We start from the raw sequence: 19,200 nt of genomic DNA on the forward strand, positions 1-19,200 counted from the left end.
AAGAATTTATGAGTTTTGGTTACATCAAAAATAAGATCCTGTCACCGCTGGTTTGTATAACAATTTTGGCTTTTGCAGCGATAGGTGCTGGTATTTCTTACGGCGTGCTTCTTTCATTCAAGTCGCGCTCAGTCGTTTTGTTCGACAGGAGTATTTCTGAATTCAGAACTCTGCAAGAGCAGGTTAGTAGCGTAGGAGTTTTTGATCGTTACTTGGGTGACGCTAAAATTATTTCGGGAGGGACTGAACTTCGAAACCAAATCGTACGTTCTGGTGACTGGATTTCTCCGATTTTTAGATTCAGTAAGAAGGATGCCAAAGAACTCAGTGGTTTGAAAGATCCCTCTAATCTTTCCGATCTTGTTGGATACGAAATCAGCTACACCTCGTCAGAACCGGAAACTGCGCGCGAAAAAGTCGATCTTCTGGCTGATTATGTCTCTGATGCTTCTCTAAAAATTCAAATTGATAATTTTGTTACGGATACTTTGGCGGCTAAAAATTTACTGCTTACTGCAGCTCTTTTGGAAAGAGACATTGAAGCCTATAACCTGAGTCTTTTAGAAAATCGTCTTAACGACCTTAAACGTTTGGCAGCAAGTTATCCTATAGTTGCTACTGCATCGGAAAGGCAAATATTTAGCATAGAAAAAAATGGCGAACGTTATATGCCATTACCAATGCAAATAATAGCAATTGAAAGAGAGCGGTTCGATATCAAAGAGAAATTGGCGAAAACCCAAAGGCAGGTTGAAGGGCTTCCTAGCGAAGAATCCATGCTCGTAGCGCATGGAAAAATTACTCAAAAAACCAATTCGGGTAAAGATTTAGCTTTCGCTTTGATTAAGGATATTCAGACACGTGTGCCAACCGCCCAGAAAGGCTATGAACTGATTGCGCTGCTGGAGTATGAAAACAAATACTCAAGAATGGTCACAGGTGCTTTTTCGCCAAGTCGATTTATTGTTTCGCCTACTCTCCCAGTAATGCCTGTCAGGTCACCTTTAAAAATAATTGTTTTGTTTGCGGCTTTGGGTGGATTTCTTGCGTTGCTGTGGCAATTTAGTGGGTCTATCAAAATGCTGATCCGCCAATCTAGTGTCGGAGAGATGGGCTTGAACAAATTGACAGGTCTTGCGCCTGTATTGAAAACTTCATAGATGTCCAATCATAAAATCCCCCAATTTTTTATGATTGGACGGACGCATCTCATCATAGTGTTTATGCTGACAGGTGTTTTGATAAATGTAAGTGCTGCGACTATTTCAACAAATTGGATTTATAATGTTTCAGTTGTTTCGGGAGCACCTACTCCCGATGCCGCAGCCAAACTGATTGTTGGCGCAGCAGGGTTTTTGGGTTCGGTTGGAATTGGCACTGGCCAAGATACCGGAACTATTGATAAAAATACATATGCATTACGTTCCCAGATTGAAGGGGCACGCTTGTTGACCACTGTCCTTTCCGATCTAAAAGTAATTCGACAGTCCAACGGTCGATTTATTAATGGTGTCGCATTGACCGTTCGCTATACGGATAAACGTGGAAGCAGCGACGAACTGACATCTGTTACCAATCTAACAGCCAAACGGTATGAATTCAGCAAGGGGGGTAAACCCAATGGCACAGAACCTTTCAACGTGGCTGCAAGTGACTTACTAATGGCGCCCTATGCTTTTCTCGGTAAGCCGGCTCCTAACAAACCCAGTTTTCTTGCTGTGAGTGACGGAAAAGGAATTCGTCAAATCAGTCTTTCTCCAAAAGCTGAACTTGTCAAAGTTGCGGGTAAAGAAATTAATGCGATTCGATTTTCAGGTCATACTTCTGTCGGGATTTTTGATTTGTGGGTTCGTGCTGAAGACAGTTATCCTCTGAGAATGCGAATTGGCTTGGGTATCAAATACGGTGCTGTACTGGATCAAATTGCCAAGGATATTCCCACTAATTTAATTTTTCTTTGATGAAAATAATTTGCTCTGGCTAATTCAGCTATTTTGGGGATTTAAATTTTTTTATCCCTTTAATTAAGCCAACCTGAAATCAATTAATCGAATTTCAGTGAGCACATCACCTATCGCAGCAGCTCTTGCGGGATTAAATCCACCCCTGCCCATCGGTGTGGCCTACAGCGGGGGGGCGGACTCGAGCGCGTTACTGATTGCTGCAACCAAATGCTGGCCTGGCCAGATCGAAGCCTTTCATGTTCACCATGGACTTCAAAGGTCTGCCGATGAGTTTGTGCGCGTCTGCACTGCCGTATGTGCAAAATTCCGCGTGCCTATACATGTGGTGAATGTCGATGCCAAGCATGCTGCCGGAGAAAGCCCTGAAGATGCAGCGCGGCGCGCACGCTATGCCGCGCTGGCTACTTCAGCATTGTCACAAGGTATGAAGGGCGTTTTGCTTGGTCAGCATGCTGACGACCAGGTCGAGACGCTGCTGTTGGCGCTTAGCCGAGGAGCTGGTTTGCCTGGCTTGTCGGCCATGCCGGCGCAATTCGAGCGCGGCGGCATGGTGTTTTACCGGCCGCTGCTACAGATTCCTTCCGCCGTCCTGCGCGAGTGGCTCATGTGTCAGCCGGTTGAGTTTGTTGACGACCCGACCAACACCGACGAACGCTACACCCGCAACCGTATCCGTGCACGCTTGTTGCCCGTACTGGCGCAAGCTTTTCCGCAGTTTCGGTCGACTTTCGCTCGCAGTGCGCGCCATGCCGCGCAGGCGCAATCGGTGTTGATAGAAGTCGCCATTCAGGATCTGGCTGCCGCCGGCAATCCGCCTGTCATCACGGCTTTGCAAGCTTTGTCCACGGCACGCCAGGCCAATCTGCTGCGCCACTGGCTGCTGCTACAGCAGGCCACGCCGAGTGCGGCGCAGTTGGATCAATTGCTGCATCAAGTTACCGCCTGCACCACCCGTGGCCACCGGATTCACCTCAAGGTGGCCAATGGCCACGTGACGCGGCAGGGAGGCGCACTGCATTACACCGCCAGTTACGCAGAACCATGATCAAAAATTGCGCTGGCTATAATTGAAAGCTTTGCTGCCGAGCTGAAAAAGCGGGATTTTTTGAAAGCTTTTTATGGGTCGCCAGCAGGAGAGATCAATTCACCACCAACTCCTGATTGACCAACCGCAATGGCTTTGATCGTTCACAAATACGGCGGCACTTCGATGGGCTCGACCGAGCGTATCCGCAATGTTGCCAAACGCGTTGCCAAATGGGCGCGCGCCGGCCACCAGATGGTCGTGGTTCCCAGCGCCATGAGCGGCGAAACCAACCGTCTGCTCGGTTTGGCCAAAGAGTTGGAGCCTGCCCGATCCGATAATTCCTACAGCCGCGAACTCGACGCTCTGGCCGCCACGGGAGAGCAAGCTTCGAGCGCGCTGTTGGCCATTGCACTGCAAGCCGAGGGCATGCAGGCGGTCAGTTACGCTGGCTGGCAAGTCACCATCAAGACCAGCAGTGCCTATACCAAGGCGCGCATCGAGTCGATCGACGACGAAAAAGTACGCGCCGACCTGGATGCAGGCAAGGTGGTGATCATCACCGGCTTCCAGGGCATGGACGCCGGCGGCAACATCACTACGCTGGGACGGGGGGGCTCCGACACCTCGGCCGTGGCGATAGCTGCCGCGCTCAAGGCGCATGAGTGCCTGATCTACACGGATGTCGATGGCGTGTACACCACCGACCCGCGCGTTGTGCCCGAGGCGCGCCGCTTGCAAACTGTGAGTTTCGAGGAAATGCTGGAAATGGCCTCGATGGGATCCAAGGTGCTGCAAATCCGCTCGGTCGAGTTTGCGGGCAAGTACAAGGTGCCGCTGCGCGTGCTGTCCAGCTTTACCGACTGGGATATCGACATCGACGAAGAAGCCAAATCAGGCACATTGATCAGTTTTGAGGAAGACGAAAACATGGAACAAGCCATCGTATCGGGCATCGCATTCAACCGCGACGAAGCCAAAATCTCGGTTCTCGGCGTGCCCGACACCCCGGGTATTGCCTACCAGATCCTGGGAGCCGTGGCCGAGGCCAACATTGAAGTCGATGTGATCATCCAGAACATCAGCAAGGACGGCAAGACCGACTTCAGCTTCACCGTGCACCGCAACGACTTTGCCAAAACCCTGGACCTTCTCAAATCCAGGGTGGTACCCGCACTGGGCGCGCAGGAAGTTACCGGCGACGCCAAAATCTGCAAGGTCAGCATCGTTGGCATCGGCATGCGCAGCCATGTCGGCATTGCCAGCAAAATGTTTGGCGTGCTGGCCGAGGAGGGCATTAACATCCAGATGATCTCCACCAGCGAAATCAAGACATCGGTCGTGATCGACGAGAAATACATGGAACTTGCCGTGCGCGCGCTGCACAAGGCTTTTGATCTGGATCAGCCTGTCAGCTTGATCAGCGCCGAAGTCGTGCGATAATGCTTCGATTGGAAACGTGACCGAGTGGCCGAAGGTGCTCCCCTGCTAAGGGAGTATGGGGTGTAGAGCCTCATCGAGAGTTCGAATCTCTCCGTTTCCGCCAAATCTGACGCGCAATCTTTATTGATTGCGCGTTTTTTTTGGTCTCTTGCAGGGTTTAAGGCTTTGCTAGCTGACCTTGAATCCCAGGCCCTTGAAGTAAATGTCCATTGTGCTTTGACCGGCTTTCGTCAATTCAAACGCTTGTGGGTCAAGCAGCCAGTTTTGTATCAATCCATCAATCAGGGCGTGTAACCCCCTGGCCGCCAGAACACTTGGCACCGGCAGCGTCAGGTTTTTCTGTCTCGAAGCGGTGTCCAGGCCTTGGGTGACCCGGCACAAGAAACCGTTGCAGGCGGTCAGGTGCCGCAGGCGAATGTTCCGGATGCCTTCGATGTATTCCACCTTTTGGGTGGCGATCTCGAGGACGCTGCGTGTCTGCGGATCGTTGACGATTTGATGGAGTGCCTTCAGGATGGCATTACGCGTGTGCATGAGGGCCTGGGTGCCTGAGTCGCTGCTGGTTTCCTCCGAGCTCTGTTCGTGGCTGAAATAACTTTCCAGCGGCAGCGTGACACGCTCCATCATGGCGTCAAACAGGTCGGCCTTGTCCTTGAAGTGCCAATAGACGGCTCCCCGGGTAACACCTGCATGCTGGGCAATATTTTGCAACGTGGTGCGTGAAACGCCTTGGGACTGAAACAAAACCTCTGCTGAATCCAGCAGTTTGTTGCGTGTTTCAAGCGCTTCCTCTTTGGTTCGGCGGACCATGTGCATCTCCTGAAATCGATTTCATCGGGTTTTTACATACATTCGAAAACGTATGTAAACTATAGCATCGTAAACCCTTAGTCTCTTATCATCAGATTTTTGGTTTTCATTCGATTTGTTTTTTTTTCCGAATTCACACCCAAACTTTTTCTGCCTTTTTGGCTAAAAATACGAGGAATAGATATGCCTAAGCCCAGCGTCGCCCCTACTTTTTTGCCCATCAGGTTCGGGCGCCGGCAGTCGCTTGTACTGGCTGCGGTTCTTGCGTTGTTTCTTGCTGGCTGCGGCAAAGGCACTGCGCCTGATGCAGGCGCTGCTCCGCCTCCGCCACCGCCTCAGGTCGGGGTGGTGACGGTCACGCCTGGTGATGTGGGCCTGGTCACCGAATTGCCCGGTCGCCTGGAAGCCTCGCGTGTCGCTCAGGTGCGGGCGCGGGCAGCAGGCATCCTGCAAAAGCGGTTGTTCCGCGAAGGCAGTGACGTGAAGGCAGGCCAGCCGTTGTTCACCATTGATGCTGCACCGTACGCTGCTGCGGCCGCCAGTGCGCGGGCCGGCCAGGCACGCGCTGAGGCCAACCTGGCGCAGGCAACTGCCTTGGCCGATCGCTACAAGCCGCTGGTCGAAGCCAACGCCATCAGCAAGCAGGAATACGCCAACGCCGTCGCCTCGCAAAAGCAGGCAGCGGCCGATGTGGCCTTGGGCAAGGCCAATGTGCAGACCGCCAACATCACGCTGGGCTACGCCTCGGTGACGGCCCCAATTTCAGGCCGTATCGGTCGTTCGCTGGTGACCGAAGGCGCGCTGGTCGGGCAGGGCGACGCGACGCAATTGGCCGTCATTCAGCAGATCAATCCGATGTATGTCAATTTCACACAGTCGGCTTCCGACGCGTTGAAACTGCGATCGGCGATGGCCAGCGGCCAGTTCAAGCGGGCCAACGGCGCCGATGCCGCCAGTATTCGTATCGTTCTGGAGGATGGTACCGAGTACGCGCAACCGGGAAAACTGCTGTTTTCAGACCTGACGGTAGACCCCACGACCGGGCAGATCACCTTGCGGGCCGAAGTCCCCAATCCGCGCGGGCAACTGTTGCCGGGCCTGTACGTGCGTGTACGGCTGGAGCAGGCTCAGGCCACCAATGCCATCACCTTGCCGCAGCAGGCCGTCACGCGCACGGCGCAGGGCGACACGGTTATGGTGGTAGGCAGCGATGGAAAAGTGACCCCGCGAACGATCAAGATCGGCTCTGCCAAAGACACCAAATGGGTGGTTCTGGACGGCCTCAAGGCCGGCGAGCAAGTGATGGTCGATGGCTTCCAGAAGTTGCAGATGATGCCGCCCGGAACGCTGGTTAAGGCCGTGCCATGGCAGCCGGCAGGCACTGCTCCGGCGCCTGCCGCTGGCACCTCGGCGCCGGTGGCTGCCGGCGCTGCGCCTTCGGCTTCTGCCGCGTCCGACGCTGCGAAGTAAGGAGCACACCGCATGGCCAAGTTTTTTATTGATCGACCCATCTTTGCATGGGTGATCGCACTCTTTATTCTGGTGCTGGGCAGCGTGGCTGTCACGCAATTGCCGATTTCCCAGTATCCGCCGGTGGCGCCGCCTTCCATCGTGGTGACGGCCGGCTATCCGGGCGCTTCTGCCAAGATCCTTGAAGACAGTGTGCTGAGCGTGATTGAGCGTGAGATGAACGGCTCGCCAGGCCTCATCTACATGGAGTCGGTTGCCCAAGCCAACGGCAGCGGCACGCTGACCCTGACCTTCGAGACCGGCACGAATCCCGACCTGGCCCAGGTCGATGTGCAAAACCGCCTGTCGCGCGCTGCACCGCGCCTGCCCCAGGCGGTGACACAGCAGGGCGTGCGGGTGGACAAGTCGCGCTCGAACTTCCTGATGTTCACCATGCTCTCGTCCGAGAACCCGGAAATTGATCCGGTGGCACTGGGCGACTATGCCTCGCGCAATGTGATTCCCGAACTCCAGCGCCTGACCGGCATCGGCCAGGCCCAGCTGTTCGGCACCGAGCGCGCCATGCGCGTCTGGATCGATCCGGCCAAGCTGACCGGCTTTGCACTGTCTGCGGCCGATGTGACCAGCGCCATCCGCGCCCAGAATGCCCAGATCGCTTCCGGCACGATTGGCGACCTGCCCAATGTGGCCGGCCAGGGCATTGCCGCCACCGTTGTGGTCAACGGCCAGCTCTCCAATGTTGAGCAGTTCGGCAACATCGTGCTGCGGGCCAACACCAATGGCTCGACCGTGCGCCTGAAGGACGTGGCCCGCATCGAACTTGGCGCCCAGACCTATGCCACCTCGGCGCGGCTGAACGGCCAGCCTGCCACCGGCATCGGCCTGCAGTTGGCAGTGGGTGGCAACGCGCTGGAAGCCGCCAAGGCCGTGCGCGCGAAGATGGAGCAGCTCAAGCCCTTTTTTCCACCGGGCGTGAACTATGCGATTCCCTACGACAGCTCGCGTTTTGTCAGCATCTCGATCAAGCAGGTCGCCATCACGCTGGTCGAGGCGGTCGTGCTGGTGTTTTTGGTGATGTTTTTGTTCTTGCAGAACTGGCGTTACACCATCATCCCGACCATCGTCGTGCCGATTGCCTTGCTGGGAACCTTCGCCACGCTGCTGGCGCTGGGCTTTTCCATCAACGTGCTGACGATGTTCGGCATGGTGCTGGTGATCGGCATCGTGGTCGATGATGCGATTGTCGTGGTCGAAAACGTCGAGCGCATCATGAGCGAGGAAGGCTTGCCGCCGCTGGAAGCCACGCGCAAGGCGATGGGCCAGATCTCGGGCGCCATCATTGGCGTGACGGTGGTCTTGATCTCGGTGTTTGTGCCGTTGGCGTTTTTTGCCGGCTCAGTGGGCAATATCTACCGACAGTTTTCCGCCTTCATGGTCGCGTCGATCGGTTTTTCAGCCTTCCTGGCACTGTCGCTCACACCTGCGCTGTGCGCCACGCTGCTCAAGCCGGTCGAAGCCGGTCATCACCATGAGAAAACCGGATTCTTCGGCTGGTTCAACCGGGGTTTTTCACGCACCGCCAAGGGCTACGAAAGCCTGGTCGCGCGCTTGCTTAAACGCGCTGGCCGTTACCTGATCATCTACGCGGCCATCATCGGCGTGGTGGCGCTGGTCTACACGCGCCTGCCGACATCCTTTTTGCCGGCCGAAGACCAGGGCACGCTGCTGGTCAACGTGCAACTGCCGCCGGGCGCCACGCGGGAACGCACTCAGGCTGTGATGGAACAGGTCGAAGGATTCATGCTGAAGCAGCCCGAGGTCGAGAGTATGGTCGGCGTAATGGGTTTCAGCTTTTCCGGTCAGGGACAAAACGCCGGACTGGCCTTCGTGACGCTCAAGGACTGGTCGGAGCGCAAGGAAGCCAGCCAGCAGGCCGATGCGCTGGCTGGACGGGCTTTTGGCGCGCTCTCAGGCATTCGCGACGCGTCCGTGTTTCCGCTCAGCCCGCCGCCGATTCCCGAACTCGGTTCTGCCAGCGGATTTACTTTCCGTCTGCAGGACCGCTCGGGCGCGGGTGGCGCGGCACTGCTGGCAGCACGCAACCAGCTGCTCGGCATGGCGGGCAAAAATCCTGTGCTCGCGCAGGTACGGCCCGATGGCCTGGAAGATGCGCCACAGCTGCAGCTCGACATTGACCGTGACAAGGCCAACGCCCTGGGCGTGAGCTTTGACGCCATCAATACGGCACTGTCCACCTCGCTGGGTTCGAGCTATGTGAACGACTTCCCTAACCAGGGCCGTTTGCAGCGTGTCATCGTGCAGGCTGATGCGCCGGCCCGCATGCAGCCCGACGACCTGCTGAAGATCAACGCCAGCAACAGCAAGGGCGAATCGGTTCCGCTGTCGGCTTTTGCGAGCACGCACTGGGCCAAAGGTCCCATGCAGACGGTTCGCTACAACGGCTATCCGGCGATGCGCATCAGCGGCGCCGCCGCGCCAGGCTACAGCACGGGCGCGGCCATGGCCGAGATGGAAAAGATGGCGGCCCGGTTGCCACAGGGCTTCGGCTTTGAATGGAGCGGGCAGTCGCGCGAGGAAAAACTCGCCGGCTCGCAGGCCATGATCCTGTACGGCTTTGCGATTCTGGCGGTGTTTTTGTGTCTGGCCGCGCTTTATGAAAGCTGGTCGATTCCTCTGGCCGTGATTCTGGTCGTGCCGCTGGGTGTGGTTGGTGTGCTGCTGGCAACCTTGTTCCGAGGGTATGCCAATGACGTGTACTTCCAGGTGGGGCTGATCACCATCATCGGCCTGTCGGCGAAGAACGCGATTTTGATCATTGAGTTCGCCAAGGACCTGCAGGCGCAGGGCAAGGGTGTGGTTGAGGCGGCGCTGACGGCTGCGCACCTGCGCTTTCGGCCCATCATCATGACCTCGCTGGCCTTCATGCTGGGTGTGCTGCCGCTGGCGATCGCCACTGGCGCGAGTTCGGCCAGCCAGCGGGCCATCGGCACCGGCGTGATTGGCGGCATGATCACCGGCACCGCACTCGCCGTGATCTTCGTGCCGATTTTCTTTGTCGTGGTGCGCGGTTTTTTCAAGGGCAGCGCGCGGCAGCAGCAAATCTACAACGAGCATGCCAAGGCGGCAGGCATGGGCGGACAAGAAGGAAAGCCAGCACATGAATAAGACGAAAATTTTCCAGCGCCTGGCCGTGAGCGCTGCGGTGTTGCTGGCCGGCTGCTCGATGATTCCAACCTACGAGCGTCCGGCGGCACCCATCGCCACCGACTGGCCCGCGCTGAGCGCCACGACCGCCGCGTCCGCAACGACAAGCAACGACGTGGCAGCTGCCGACATCGAGTGGCAGGAGTTTTTCAGCGACGCCCGGTTGCGCCAATTGATCGACGCGTCGCTGCGCAATAACCGCGACCTGCGCATCGCGGTGCTCAACATCGAGCAGGCCAGGGCGCAGTTCCAGATTCGCCGGGCCGACCAGTTCCCGACTGTGGGCGCCGCCATGACCGGCTCGCGCCAGCCTGCGGCCAACCAAGGCATTACCAGCGTCTACACCGCCGGCCTGGCGCTGACGTCATACGAGTTCGACTTTTTCGGCCGCGTTGCCAGCCTGAAGGAAGCCGCACTGGGCCAGTACCTGGCCTCCGAGGAAGGTCGCAAGTCCGCGCAGATCAGCCTGGTCGCGGCGGTTGCCAATACCTACCTCAGCCTGCTGGCCGATGAACAACTCATCAGTATCACCCGGCAGACGCTGGCCACACGTGAGGACTCGTTCCGCCTCAGCAAGCTGCGCTTTGACAACGGCGTCAGCTCGGAACTCGACGTTCGCCAGTCCGAGTCGCTGATTGAAGCGGCGCGCGTCTCGCTGGCGCAGCTGACGCGTCAGCGCGCGCTTGACCAGAACGCGCTGGTCCTGCTGCTGGGCCAGCCCGCCACTGGCGAACTGGCTGTGGCCCTGCCGGCGGGCAAGGGCCTGGCGGACATGCCGGTGATGGTGGACGTACCGGCGGGCCTGCCGTCCGACTTGCTGACCAGGCGTCCCGACGTACGCCAGGCCGAGCAGTTGCTGCTGGCGTCCAACGCCAATATCGGTGCGGCGCGGGCCGCATTTTTCCCGCGGATTTCGCTGACGGCCAGCGCCGGCAGCGCCAGTTCGCACCTGGGCGACCTGTTCAAGAGCGGCAGCTTCGGCTGGACGCTGGCCCCCCAGTTGTTCCTGCCAATTTTTGACGCGGGACGCAACCGCGCCGGTCTGGAGTCGTCCAGGGTGCAGCGTGATATTGCCGTGGCGCAGTACGAAAAATCCATCCAGACGGCGTTTCGGGAAGTGGCCGATGCGCTTGCCGGCCGCGCCACGCTGGGCGAGCAGTTGCGCGCGCAGCAGGCCCAGGCCAATGCCGAAGGCGTTCGCTACAAGCTGTCCAATCTGCGTTACGTGAACGGTATTGCCAGCCAGCTCGACCTGCTGGACGCGCAGCGCTCGTTGTTTGCTGCGCAGCAGGCGGTGGTGCAGACCCGGCTGGCGCAACTGCAAAGCCAGGTCACGCTGTACAAGACGCTGGGAGGCGGCTGGAAGGAGCCGGGCGAGGCAGTGCCCGTGGCGAATGCAGCGCTGCCGCTTCAGCCTTAGTTCGAAAAAGGCTGTTTGCGCATATCCGGCATGTGCAAGAAGCTATCAAATAAATAGCAAATCGACAGATGTCGAGAGATCCAGCCAGCGCCTGGTGGCGGACTGCAATAGCTGAGGATCGCCGGTCGTCAACAGGCTGACCCGGCCCGGCGGCGCATTCGCTGCCGTCAAACAGGCGGACAGCCGCCGGCGTGTCTGCCGGGCGACTGCTTCGCCGTTGTCAATCAGACGCACGCTGGGGCCTGTCAATGCGCGCAACTGCTCGCTGGCCAGTGGGTAATGCGTGCAACCCAGCACCAGCGTGTCGATCTGGCCATTTTTAGTGCCAAAAATCCCTGCTGCGCTTATGTAGCGGGCGCAGAGTGCTATGGTTTCTGAAGTGTCGCCAGTTTGCGCGCTGCGCTCGATGGCGTGGGCCAGTCCGTCGCAGGGTTGCATGACAAAGTCGGCTTGCGCGGCATGCGACGCCAGCAGTGCCTGGAACTTGGCGCTGCAAAGCGTGCTGCGGGTTGCAAAAACGCCAATACGCCTGGTGTTGCTGAGCGCCACGGCCGGTTTCAGCGCCGGCTCGACGCCGATCAGTTCCATCCCCGGATGCTCGGCGCGCAGCCAATGAATGGCGGCGGCCGTGGCCGTGTTGCAGGCCATCACCAGCGCCTTGATGTTTTGGCTGACCAAATAATGAACGATGGCGCGTGAACGCGCGAGTACATGCGCCGTGTCGCGCTCGCCGTAGGGCCCGTGGCCGCTGTCGGCGATATAAATGAAGTCCTCGTGCGGCATCTCGGCGCGCAACGCCCTCAGCACGCTCAGGCCACCGATGCCGCTGTCAAACACACCGATGGATTGGCCCCCGCGTTCATTCACTGCGAGCAGCTCTCTTCTCCCGAGCGGGGCGGCTCCACCTGCCGGCTGGCAAAGCCGCATCGGCGACTTTTGTTTGAAATGGCGGCCTCACGCATCCCGCTGCGGTTCAAATGCTGGTGACAGCAATGTCCTTGAACTCGTTCATCGCAATCTTTTTCTGCCATTCGGCCGGGCCGGTGATATGGGCGCTGGTCCCGCCCGAGTCCACCGCCACGGTCACCGGCATGTCGACCACGTCAAATTCATAGATCGCTTCCATGCCCAGGTCGGCAAAACCGACGACTTCGGCATGCTTGATGGCCTTGGACACCAGGTAAGCGGCGCCGCCGACAGCCATCAGGTAGGCGCTCTTGTGCTTCTTGATGGCTTCGATGGCGACCGGGCCGCGCTCGGCCTTGCCGACCATCGAGATCAGGCCGGTCTGCGCCAGCATCATTTCGGTGAAGCCATCCATGCGTGTCGATGTCGTCGGGCCGGCCGGGCCGACCGCTTCGCCCTTGACCGGATCGACCGGGCCAACGTAGTAAATCACGCGGTTGGTGAAATCGACCGGCAACTTTTCGCCCTTGGCCAGCATGTCGGCAATGCGCTTGTGCGCGGCGTCGCGGCCGGTCAGCATCTTGCCGTTGAGCAGCAGCGTCTGGCCGGGTGTCCAACTGGCGACTTCTTCCTTGGTCAGGGTGTTCAGATCGACCTTCTTGCTCTTGACGTAGTCAGGCGCCCAGTTCACGTCGGGCCAGGTGTCAAGCGATGGTGGCGTCAGGTAGACCGGGCCGCTGCCATCCATCACGAAATGCGCGTGGCGCGTGGCGGCGCAGTTCGGGATCATCGCGACCGGCTTGCTGGCGGCGTGCGTCGGGTACATCTTGATTTTCACGTCGAGCACGGTGGTCAGGCCGCCCAGGCCCTGCGCACCAATGCCCAGGGCGTTGACTTTGTCGAACAATTCCAGCCGCAGGGCCTCGACCTTGGTCAGCGCTTCGCCGCCGGTCTTGGCGCTGGCGGCCTTGGCTTGCAATTCATACATGTCCAGGTCGTCCATCAGGCTTTCTTTGGCCATCAGCACGGCTTTTTCAGCGGTGCCGCCAATGCCGATGCCGAGCATGCCGGGCGGGCACCAGCCGGCACCCATTGTTGGAACGGTCTTGAGCACCCAGTCCACCACCGAGTCGCCGGGGTTGAGCATGGCCATCTTGCTTTTGTTCTCGGAGCCGCCGCCCTTGGCCGCAACGGTCACTTCCAGCATGTTGCCGGGAACGATTTCAGTCGAGATCACCGCCGGCGTGTTGTCCTTGGTGTTTCTGCGGTCAAACTGCGGATCGGCCACGACCGAAGCGCGCAGCGTGTTGTCCGGGTGGTTGTAGCCTTGGCGAACGCCTTCGTTGATGGCGTCGTCTATGCTTCCGGTGAAGCCGTCCCAGCGAACGTCCATGCCGACTTTTAAAAACACGTTGACGATGCCGGTGTCCTGGCAGATCGGGCGGTGGCCGGTGGCGCTCATCTTGCTGTTGGTCAGAATCTGGGCAATCGCATCCTTCGCCGCCGGGCTTTGTTCGCGTTCGTAGGCACGCGCCAGGTGAGCAATGTAGTCGGCCGGGTGGTAGTAGCTGATGTACTGCAGGGCAGCGGCAACGGATTCGATGAGGTCGGCTTGTTTGATCGTGGTCATGGCTTTTCGATGAAGTGACGCAACGCCCGGTGATGGCGGTTGCTTTTGTTTACTTTTATTAGCGGCTATGCTGAAACCACCCTCCATTTTGACAGGTCAGGCCTTACACCATGAGTACACCCTCCACCACGCGCAGCGAGCGCGACACCTTTGGCCCCATTGACGTCCCTGCAGACCGGCTGTGGGGCGCGCAGACCCAGCGTTCCCTGCAGAACTTCGACATTTCGGGCGAACGCCAGCCGGTCGAGTTGATCCGGGCGCTGGCCAAGGTCAAGCGGTCTTCGGCGCTGGTCAACCAGGCGCTGGGCCTGCAGGACGAGAAGAAAACCCGGGCCATCGTGAATGCGGCCGATGAAGTCATTGCCGGCCGCCACCCGGACGAGTTCCCGCTGGTGGTCTGGCAGACCGGTTCGGGCACGCAAACCAACATGAACATGAACGAAGTGCTGGCCAACCGTGCCAGCGAATTGCTGGGCGGCGAGCGCGGCGATGCACGGCTCATCCATCCGAATGACGATGTGAACCGCAGCCAGTCGTCGAATGATGTGTTTCCTACAGCGATGCATGTGTCGGCGGTCATCGGCATCACCAACCGGCTGCTGCCGGCGCTGGAAAAACTGCGCGGCACGCTGGCGCAAAAAGCGCTGGACTTCGACGACATCGTGAAAATCGGCCGTACCCACTTGCAGGACGCCACGCCGCTGACGCTGGGTCAGGAATTTTCGGGCTATGCCGCCCAGCTGGCGCATGGCGAAAAGCATCTGCGCGATGCATTGCCGCACCTGCATGAACTGGCGCTGGGCGGCACCGCCGTGGGCACCGGGCTGAACGCACCGAAAGGCTATGCCGAGCAGGTTGCGGCCGAGCTGGCGCTGCTGACGGGGCTGCCGTTTGTCACCGCGCCCAACAAGTTCGAGGCGCTGGCGGGGTGCGACGCGCTGGTGCATGCCCACGGCGCGCTGAAAACCCTGGCGGCCAGCGTGATGAAAATTGCCAATGACGTGCGCTGGCTGGCCAGCGGGCCACGCAGCGGCATTGGCGAATTGAGCATTCCCGAAAACGAGCCCGGCTCGTCCATCATGCCGGGCAAGGTCAACCCGACGCAGAGTGAAGCGCTGACCATGCTGGCCGCGCAGGTGTTCGGCAACGATGTGGCGATCAATTTTGGTGGTGCGTCGGGCAATTTTGAGTTGAACGTGTTCCGGCCCATGATTGCGTACAACTTTTTGCAATCCGTTCGCCTTCTGGCCGACGGCATGGTCAGCTTCAACGACCATTGCGCCGTGGGCATCGAACCGAACCACGAGCGAATCGCTGAACTGGTGAGCCGTTCGCTGATGCTGGTGACCGCGCTGAACCCGCACATTGGCTATGACAAGGCGGCGTTCATCGCCAAGAAGGCGCACAAGGAAGGAGTCAGCCTGCGCGAAGCGGCGATTGCATCAAGCCATGTCACGGCAGAGGAATTCGACGCCTGGGTCGATGCGGCCAGCATGGTGGGTCGATAGCCTTCAAAGCGACACTTTCGTCATGTCGGAAAAGCTTCTCTATCTGCTGCAGCGGCTGCTGCACAAAACCTGGGTGCGGTGCGCTCTGTTTTCTCTGTTGGCGCTGCTGGCCGTAACGCTGGCAAAGGTCCTCGGTCCGCTCATTCCCGAAGACATTGCGTTCAAGCTGGGGTCTGACTCCATCAGTAGCCTGCTCAACATTCTGGCCACCAGCATGCTGACCGTGTCAGTTTTTTCTGCGAGCACCATGGTGGCCTCGTTTTCGGCGGTGGCCAGCACGGCCACGCCGCGCGCGTCCCAGCTGTTGATCGAAGACAGCACCATCCAGAATGCGCTGGCCACGTTTGTCGGGGCTTTTCTCTACAGCGTGATCGCGCTGATCGGACTCAATGCCCAGATTTATGCCGGTGGTGGGCGGCTGGTGCTGTTTGGTTTCACGCTTCTGGTCTTGCTGGTGGTGGTGATCGTGCTGCTGCGCTGGCTAGACTATCTGTCGGTGCTGGGGCGTCTGGGCGAAACCATCAGCCGGGTCGAAGCGGCCACCACCAAGGCGATGGCGCAACGCCTGAAAAAGCCTTTCATGGGTGGCATGAAACAAGCCGAAGGCGCCCGTGGCGAGCACACCCTGCGTGCGCCGGCCACCGGTTTTGTGCAACATGTATCGATGGATATCTTGCAGGAATGCGCGCAGCGCACCGGAGCCATGATTCACCTGCATGTCCAGCCAGGGGATTTTGTCGAGACCTCGATGGCGATTGCCACCAGCACGCGGGTGCTTGACCAGAAAGATTGCAAGGCGGTGGCTGATGCCGTGTTGATTGGTGCGTCAAGAACCTTTGACCACGACCCGCGTTTTGGGCTGCGGGTGATGGGCGAGATTGCTGCGCGCGCCTTGTCGCCTGCGGTGAATGACCCCGGCACGGCGATTGAAGTCCTGGCAACCGCCGTCAGGACGATGATCTACTGGGTCGATGAACAGCGGGCGCAAATCAACTGCATGGAATCCGAAGCTGCACAGGCAAACCATCCCGAGTTCGACCATGTGTCCGCGCCTCATATGCATGAGGCCTGCATGTTGACCGATGTGTTTGATCCGCTGGCCCGGCATGGCGCGCTGGCGGTGGATGTGGGCGTGGCGCTGCAGCACGCGCTGGCCTCTCTCAGGCGGCTGAACCACACGGCATTCAACGCGATGCTTGACCAGCTGTCCCGGGATGCCATCCGGCGGGCCGAGCATGCCGGCCTGTTCGAGCCCGATCTGGAGTGCCTGCGTGAAGCCGCGCTGTCAGAGCGTCAGGCCCGGCCTGGCTGAACCGGCTGCGGGATGCGCGGTGCCCGGTAGCCAAAAGCCAGTGAAGGATCGCACTGCCGAACAGAATTTGAAGCGGTCATGAAAAAAGCGCTGCCGCTATTATTTAAATAGCTGGCAGCGCCCGTCCCGCTTGCGCAGAAGGCATTTTTAATGCTTATTTGGCAGCAGCCATGGCTTGAGCGATCCAGCCGTCAAAGGTTTTCTGGTGCCCCTTGATCCAGCCATCGGTATGACGCTCGATGTCTTGCTGCCTGTTCTCGCCATCATTCAGGCGCCTGTTTTGCGAGCTGATGTCGCCAATCGGCAGCACCATGATTTCAAACAGCTTGGCCGCTGCCGGGTTTTTTTCGACAAACACTTTGTTGGCCACGATGTACTCGTTGTTCAGTGGAAAGCCGTAGTTCTTGCCATTGGCCTGCTTGGTGTCCATGCCAGCCTGTACGCCGGGCATGGCTGAAAACGGCACTTCCAGCCACACCGATTCCTGGCCGGGGCGCAGCACATTGCTCAGCCAGTAAGGCGTCCACGCGTAGTACAGCACAGGCTTGCCGGCCTTGAAGCGGGCCACGGTGTCGGCGATCAGCGCGGGGTAGTTGCCCTGCGTGTAGGTGACGGTGTTGCGCAGCTTGAAGGTGGTGAGCTGGTGCTCGACGACGGCTTCACCGCCCCAACCGGCACTGGGGCCCACCAGGTTGGCCTTGCCATCGCCGGTGGTGTCAAACAGCTTGGCCAGTTTTGGGTCCGTGAGCTGTTCGATGCTGGTGATCTTGTACTGGTCGGCAGTTTTCTTGTCGATCATGTAGCCCTGTGCCGCACCGGCCGAATAAACGCCCTTGCGCGACAGCTTGGCGTCGCCACCGGCGTTTTTATAGAACTCGGCATGGTGCGGGTTCCAGTGGTTGGCCATCAAGGTGGCGTCGCCGTTGGCCACGGCGATGTGCGCCGTGGGGTAGGCGACTTCCTTGATCGGGCTGACGTCGTAACCGAGCTTTGTCAGGGCGCGGCTGACCAGCAGCGTTTGAAAGGTTTCCTCGACCAGATTGCTTTGCAGCGGCTGCACCTTGACGCCTTTGCCGGGCAGGTCGGCGGCAACGGCAGGCGTCGCCAGGCCCAGGGCGAGCAGGCCGCCAGCCAGCAGGGTGCGGGTGAAATTGCGGGTATTCATCATTCGGAATCTTCCTTTGAGTCAGGAGCGGGGGAAAGGCCGCCGGATGAGGCCGAAGCGATGCCACTTGCTATTTATTTTTTATTCGATAGCGGATGGCGCTTTAAGGCCGCGGATTCACGGCGGGGGTGAAGGCAGGGTTGCCTTGTTTCATGTCACTGGTTCAGCAGCGACTATTTCTGGGCGAGCTTCAGGGCTTGCGCGATCCAGCCGTCGAAGGTTTTCTGGTGTGCCTTGATCCAGCCGTCGGTATGGCGTGCGATGTCTTGCTGCGAGCCTTGGCCGCTGTTCATCAGCTGGTTCTGGGCATTGACGTCGCCGATGGGCAGGACCATGACTTCAAACAGTTTGCCGGCCGAAGGGTACTTTTCGACAAAGGCCTTGGTCGCCACGATGCGGTGGGTGTTCAGCGGAAATCCATAGTTCTTGCCGTTGGGCAGTTTCGTGTCAACCGTGCCCTGGTCCTCGGGCAGCGCCGTGAACGGCACTTCGAGCCAGGTGACTTCCTTGCCGGGACGCAGTACGCCGCTCAGCCAGTACGGCGTCCAGGTGTAGTAAAGAACGGGTTTGCCCTCTTTGTAGCGTGCCAGGGTGTCGGCGATCAGCGCGGCATAGTTCCCCTGCATGTGCGTCACGGTGTCGCGCAGTTTGTACGCGGTGAACTGGTACTCCACCACGGCTTCGCAACCCCAGCCGGGGTTGCAGCCGGTCATGTTGGCCTTGCCGTCGCCGGTTGTGTCAAACAGCTTGGCCAGCTTGGGGTCCTGCAGCTGGTCGATGCGGGTGATGTTGTATTTTTCAGCGGTCTTTTTGTCGATCAGGTAGCCCTGCGCGGCGTTGGATACATAGCTGCCCAGACGCACCAGCTTGCTGTCACCCCCGGCATTTTTGTAGAAGTCGGCGTGCAGCGGGTCCCAATGGGTGGCCATGAAGGTGGCGTCGCCGTTGGAAATCGCGACATGGGCGGCCGGGTAGTCGACTTCCTTGATGGGCTGCACGTCAAAGCCCAGTTTTTGCATGGCGCGGCTGGCCAGCAGGGTCTGGAAGGTTTCTTCGGCGGTGGAGCTTTGCAGCGGCTGCACCTTGACGCCCTTGCCAGGCAGGTCGGCAGCGGCTTGTGCAGAAAGGCCCAATGCCAGCAGGCTTGAAGCGACCAGGGTTCGGGTGAAATGGCAGGTGTCGATCATCATCTGTTGGGGGTTTCCTTTTGAAGTGAAGTGAAGTGAGGTGAGCGCGGGCAGGCTGCCCGGTGGTGCCAGTCCCTGCCTGAGTCGGGACCACTCGCACAGACATATATGCTATTTAATGAATAGCTGCTTATGC

General features: G+C 58.9%; 14 protein-coding genes and 1 tRNA gene. 10 read left to right on the forward strand and 5 right to left on the reverse strand.

Translation table 11 applies throughout. The features are described 5' to 3' along the window. The first annotated feature begins 8 nt into the window (after nt 1–8). From H4V98_RS08070 to H4V98_RS08090, 5 genes are all read left to right on the forward strand, one after another. A complete protein-coding gene (locus H4V98_RS08070) occupies nt 9–1,160 on the forward strand; it encodes a hypothetical protein (RefSeq protein WP_196861750.1) in 1,152 nt (383 codons plus the stop codon). Further along, nucleotides 1,161–1,961 carry a hypothetical protein gene (locus H4V98_RS08075; RefSeq protein WP_196861751.1) on the forward strand — a complete coding sequence of 267 codons (801 nt, stop codon included), beginning with the start codon at nt 1,161–1,163 and terminating at the stop codon, nt 1,959–1,961. Between the two features lie 97 nt (nt 1,962–2,058). Then, nucleotides 2,059–3,009, forward strand: a complete 951-nt coding sequence (tilS, locus tag H4V98_RS08080; RefSeq protein ID WP_280757419.1) for a tRNA lysidine(34) synthetase TilS — start codon at nt 2,059–2,061, stop codon at nt 3,007–3,009. 129 nt (nt 3,010–3,138) lie between these two features. Continuing rightward, a complete protein-coding gene (locus H4V98_RS08085; protein ID WP_196861753.1) occupies nt 3,139–4,431 on the forward strand; it encodes an aspartate kinase in 1,293 nt (430 codons plus the stop codon). Between the two features lie 10 nt (nt 4,432–4,441). Beyond that, nucleotides 4,442–4,534 (forward strand) — tRNA-Ser (locus H4V98_RS08090). Between the two features lie 65 nt (nt 4,535–4,599). Here H4V98_RS08090 and H4V98_RS08095 read toward each other — a convergent pair. Beyond that, on the reverse strand, nt 4,600–5,241 hold the full coding sequence (locus H4V98_RS08095) for a TetR family transcriptional regulator (RefSeq protein ID WP_280757420.1): 642 nt from the start codon (nt 5,239–5,241) through the stop codon (nt 4,600–4,602). A 183-nt stretch (nt 5,242–5,424) separates the two neighbouring features. Between H4V98_RS08095 and H4V98_RS08100 the strand changes: the two genes are divergently transcribed. From H4V98_RS08100 to H4V98_RS08110, 3 genes are read left to right on the forward strand one after another with little or no spacing between them, the layout of a single operon-like run. After that, on the forward strand, nt 5,425–6,711 hold the full coding sequence (locus H4V98_RS08100) for an efflux RND transporter periplasmic adaptor subunit (RefSeq protein WP_280757421.1): 1,287 nt from the start codon (nt 5,425–5,427) through the stop codon (nt 6,709–6,711). A gap of 12 nt (nt 6,712–6,723) precedes the next feature. Next, nucleotides 6,724–9,897, forward strand: a complete 3,174-nt coding sequence (locus H4V98_RS08105) for an efflux RND transporter permease subunit (protein WP_280757422.1) — start codon at nt 6,724–6,726, stop codon at nt 9,895–9,897. After that, the gene (locus tag H4V98_RS08110; RefSeq protein ID WP_196861757.1) at nt 9,890–11,356 is read left to right on the forward strand and encodes an efflux transporter outer membrane subunit; all 1,467 of its coding nucleotides are present in this window, start codon (nt 9,890–9,892) and stop codon (nt 11,354–11,356) included. The genes H4V98_RS08105 and H4V98_RS08110 overlap by 8 nt, the downstream gene beginning before the upstream one ends. Nucleotides 11,357–11,401: 45 nt before the next feature. Here the strand turns inward: H4V98_RS08110 and murI are convergent, their stop codons facing one another. Together murI and H4V98_RS08120 are read right to left on the reverse strand one after the other, a co-directional pair. Beyond that, complete coding sequence (murI, locus tag H4V98_RS08115) at nt 11,402–12,223, reverse strand: glutamate racemase (RefSeq protein ID WP_280757423.1); 822 nt, start codon at nt 12,221–12,223, stop codon at nt 11,402–11,404. Nucleotides 12,224–12,329: 106 nt separating this feature from the next. Next, nucleotides 12,330–13,892 carry a fumarate hydratase gene (locus tag H4V98_RS08120; protein WP_196861759.1) on the reverse strand — a complete coding sequence of 521 codons (1,563 nt, stop codon included), beginning with the start codon at nt 13,890–13,892 and terminating at the stop codon, nt 12,330–12,332. A gap of 110 nt (nt 13,893–14,002) precedes the next feature. Here H4V98_RS08120 and fumC point away from each other — a divergent pair, with 110 nt between their 5' ends. Further along, on the forward strand, nt 14,003–15,400 hold the full coding sequence (fumC, locus tag H4V98_RS08125) for a class II fumarate hydratase (RefSeq protein ID WP_196861760.1): 1,398 nt from the start codon (nt 14,003–14,005) through the stop codon (nt 15,398–15,400). 22 nt (nt 15,401–15,422) lie between these two features. After that, nucleotides 15,423–16,712, forward strand: a complete 1,290-nt coding sequence (locus H4V98_RS08130; protein WP_196861761.1) for a DUF2254 domain-containing protein — start codon at nt 15,423–15,425, stop codon at nt 16,710–16,712. A gap of 154 nt (nt 16,713–16,866) precedes the next feature. Here the strand turns inward: H4V98_RS08130 and proX (H4V98_RS08135) are convergent, their stop codons facing one another. After that, the gene (gene proX, locus H4V98_RS08135) at nt 16,867–17,880 is read right to left on the reverse strand and encodes a glycine betaine/L-proline ABC transporter substrate-binding protein ProX (RefSeq protein ID WP_196861762.1); all 1,014 of its coding nucleotides are present in this window, start codon (nt 17,878–17,880) and stop codon (nt 16,867–16,869) included. A gap of 170 nt (nt 17,881–18,050) precedes the next feature. Then, a complete protein-coding gene (gene proX, locus H4V98_RS08140; protein WP_196861763.1) occupies nt 18,051–19,067 on the reverse strand; it encodes a glycine betaine/L-proline ABC transporter substrate-binding protein ProX in 1,017 nt (338 codons plus the stop codon). Nucleotides 19,068–19,200 lie beyond the last annotated feature (133 nt).

Source organism: Polaromonas sp. CG_23.6 (assembly GCF_029892315.1).
Lineage (GTDB): Bacteria > Pseudomonadota > Gammaproteobacteria > Burkholderiales > Burkholderiaceae_C > Polaromonas.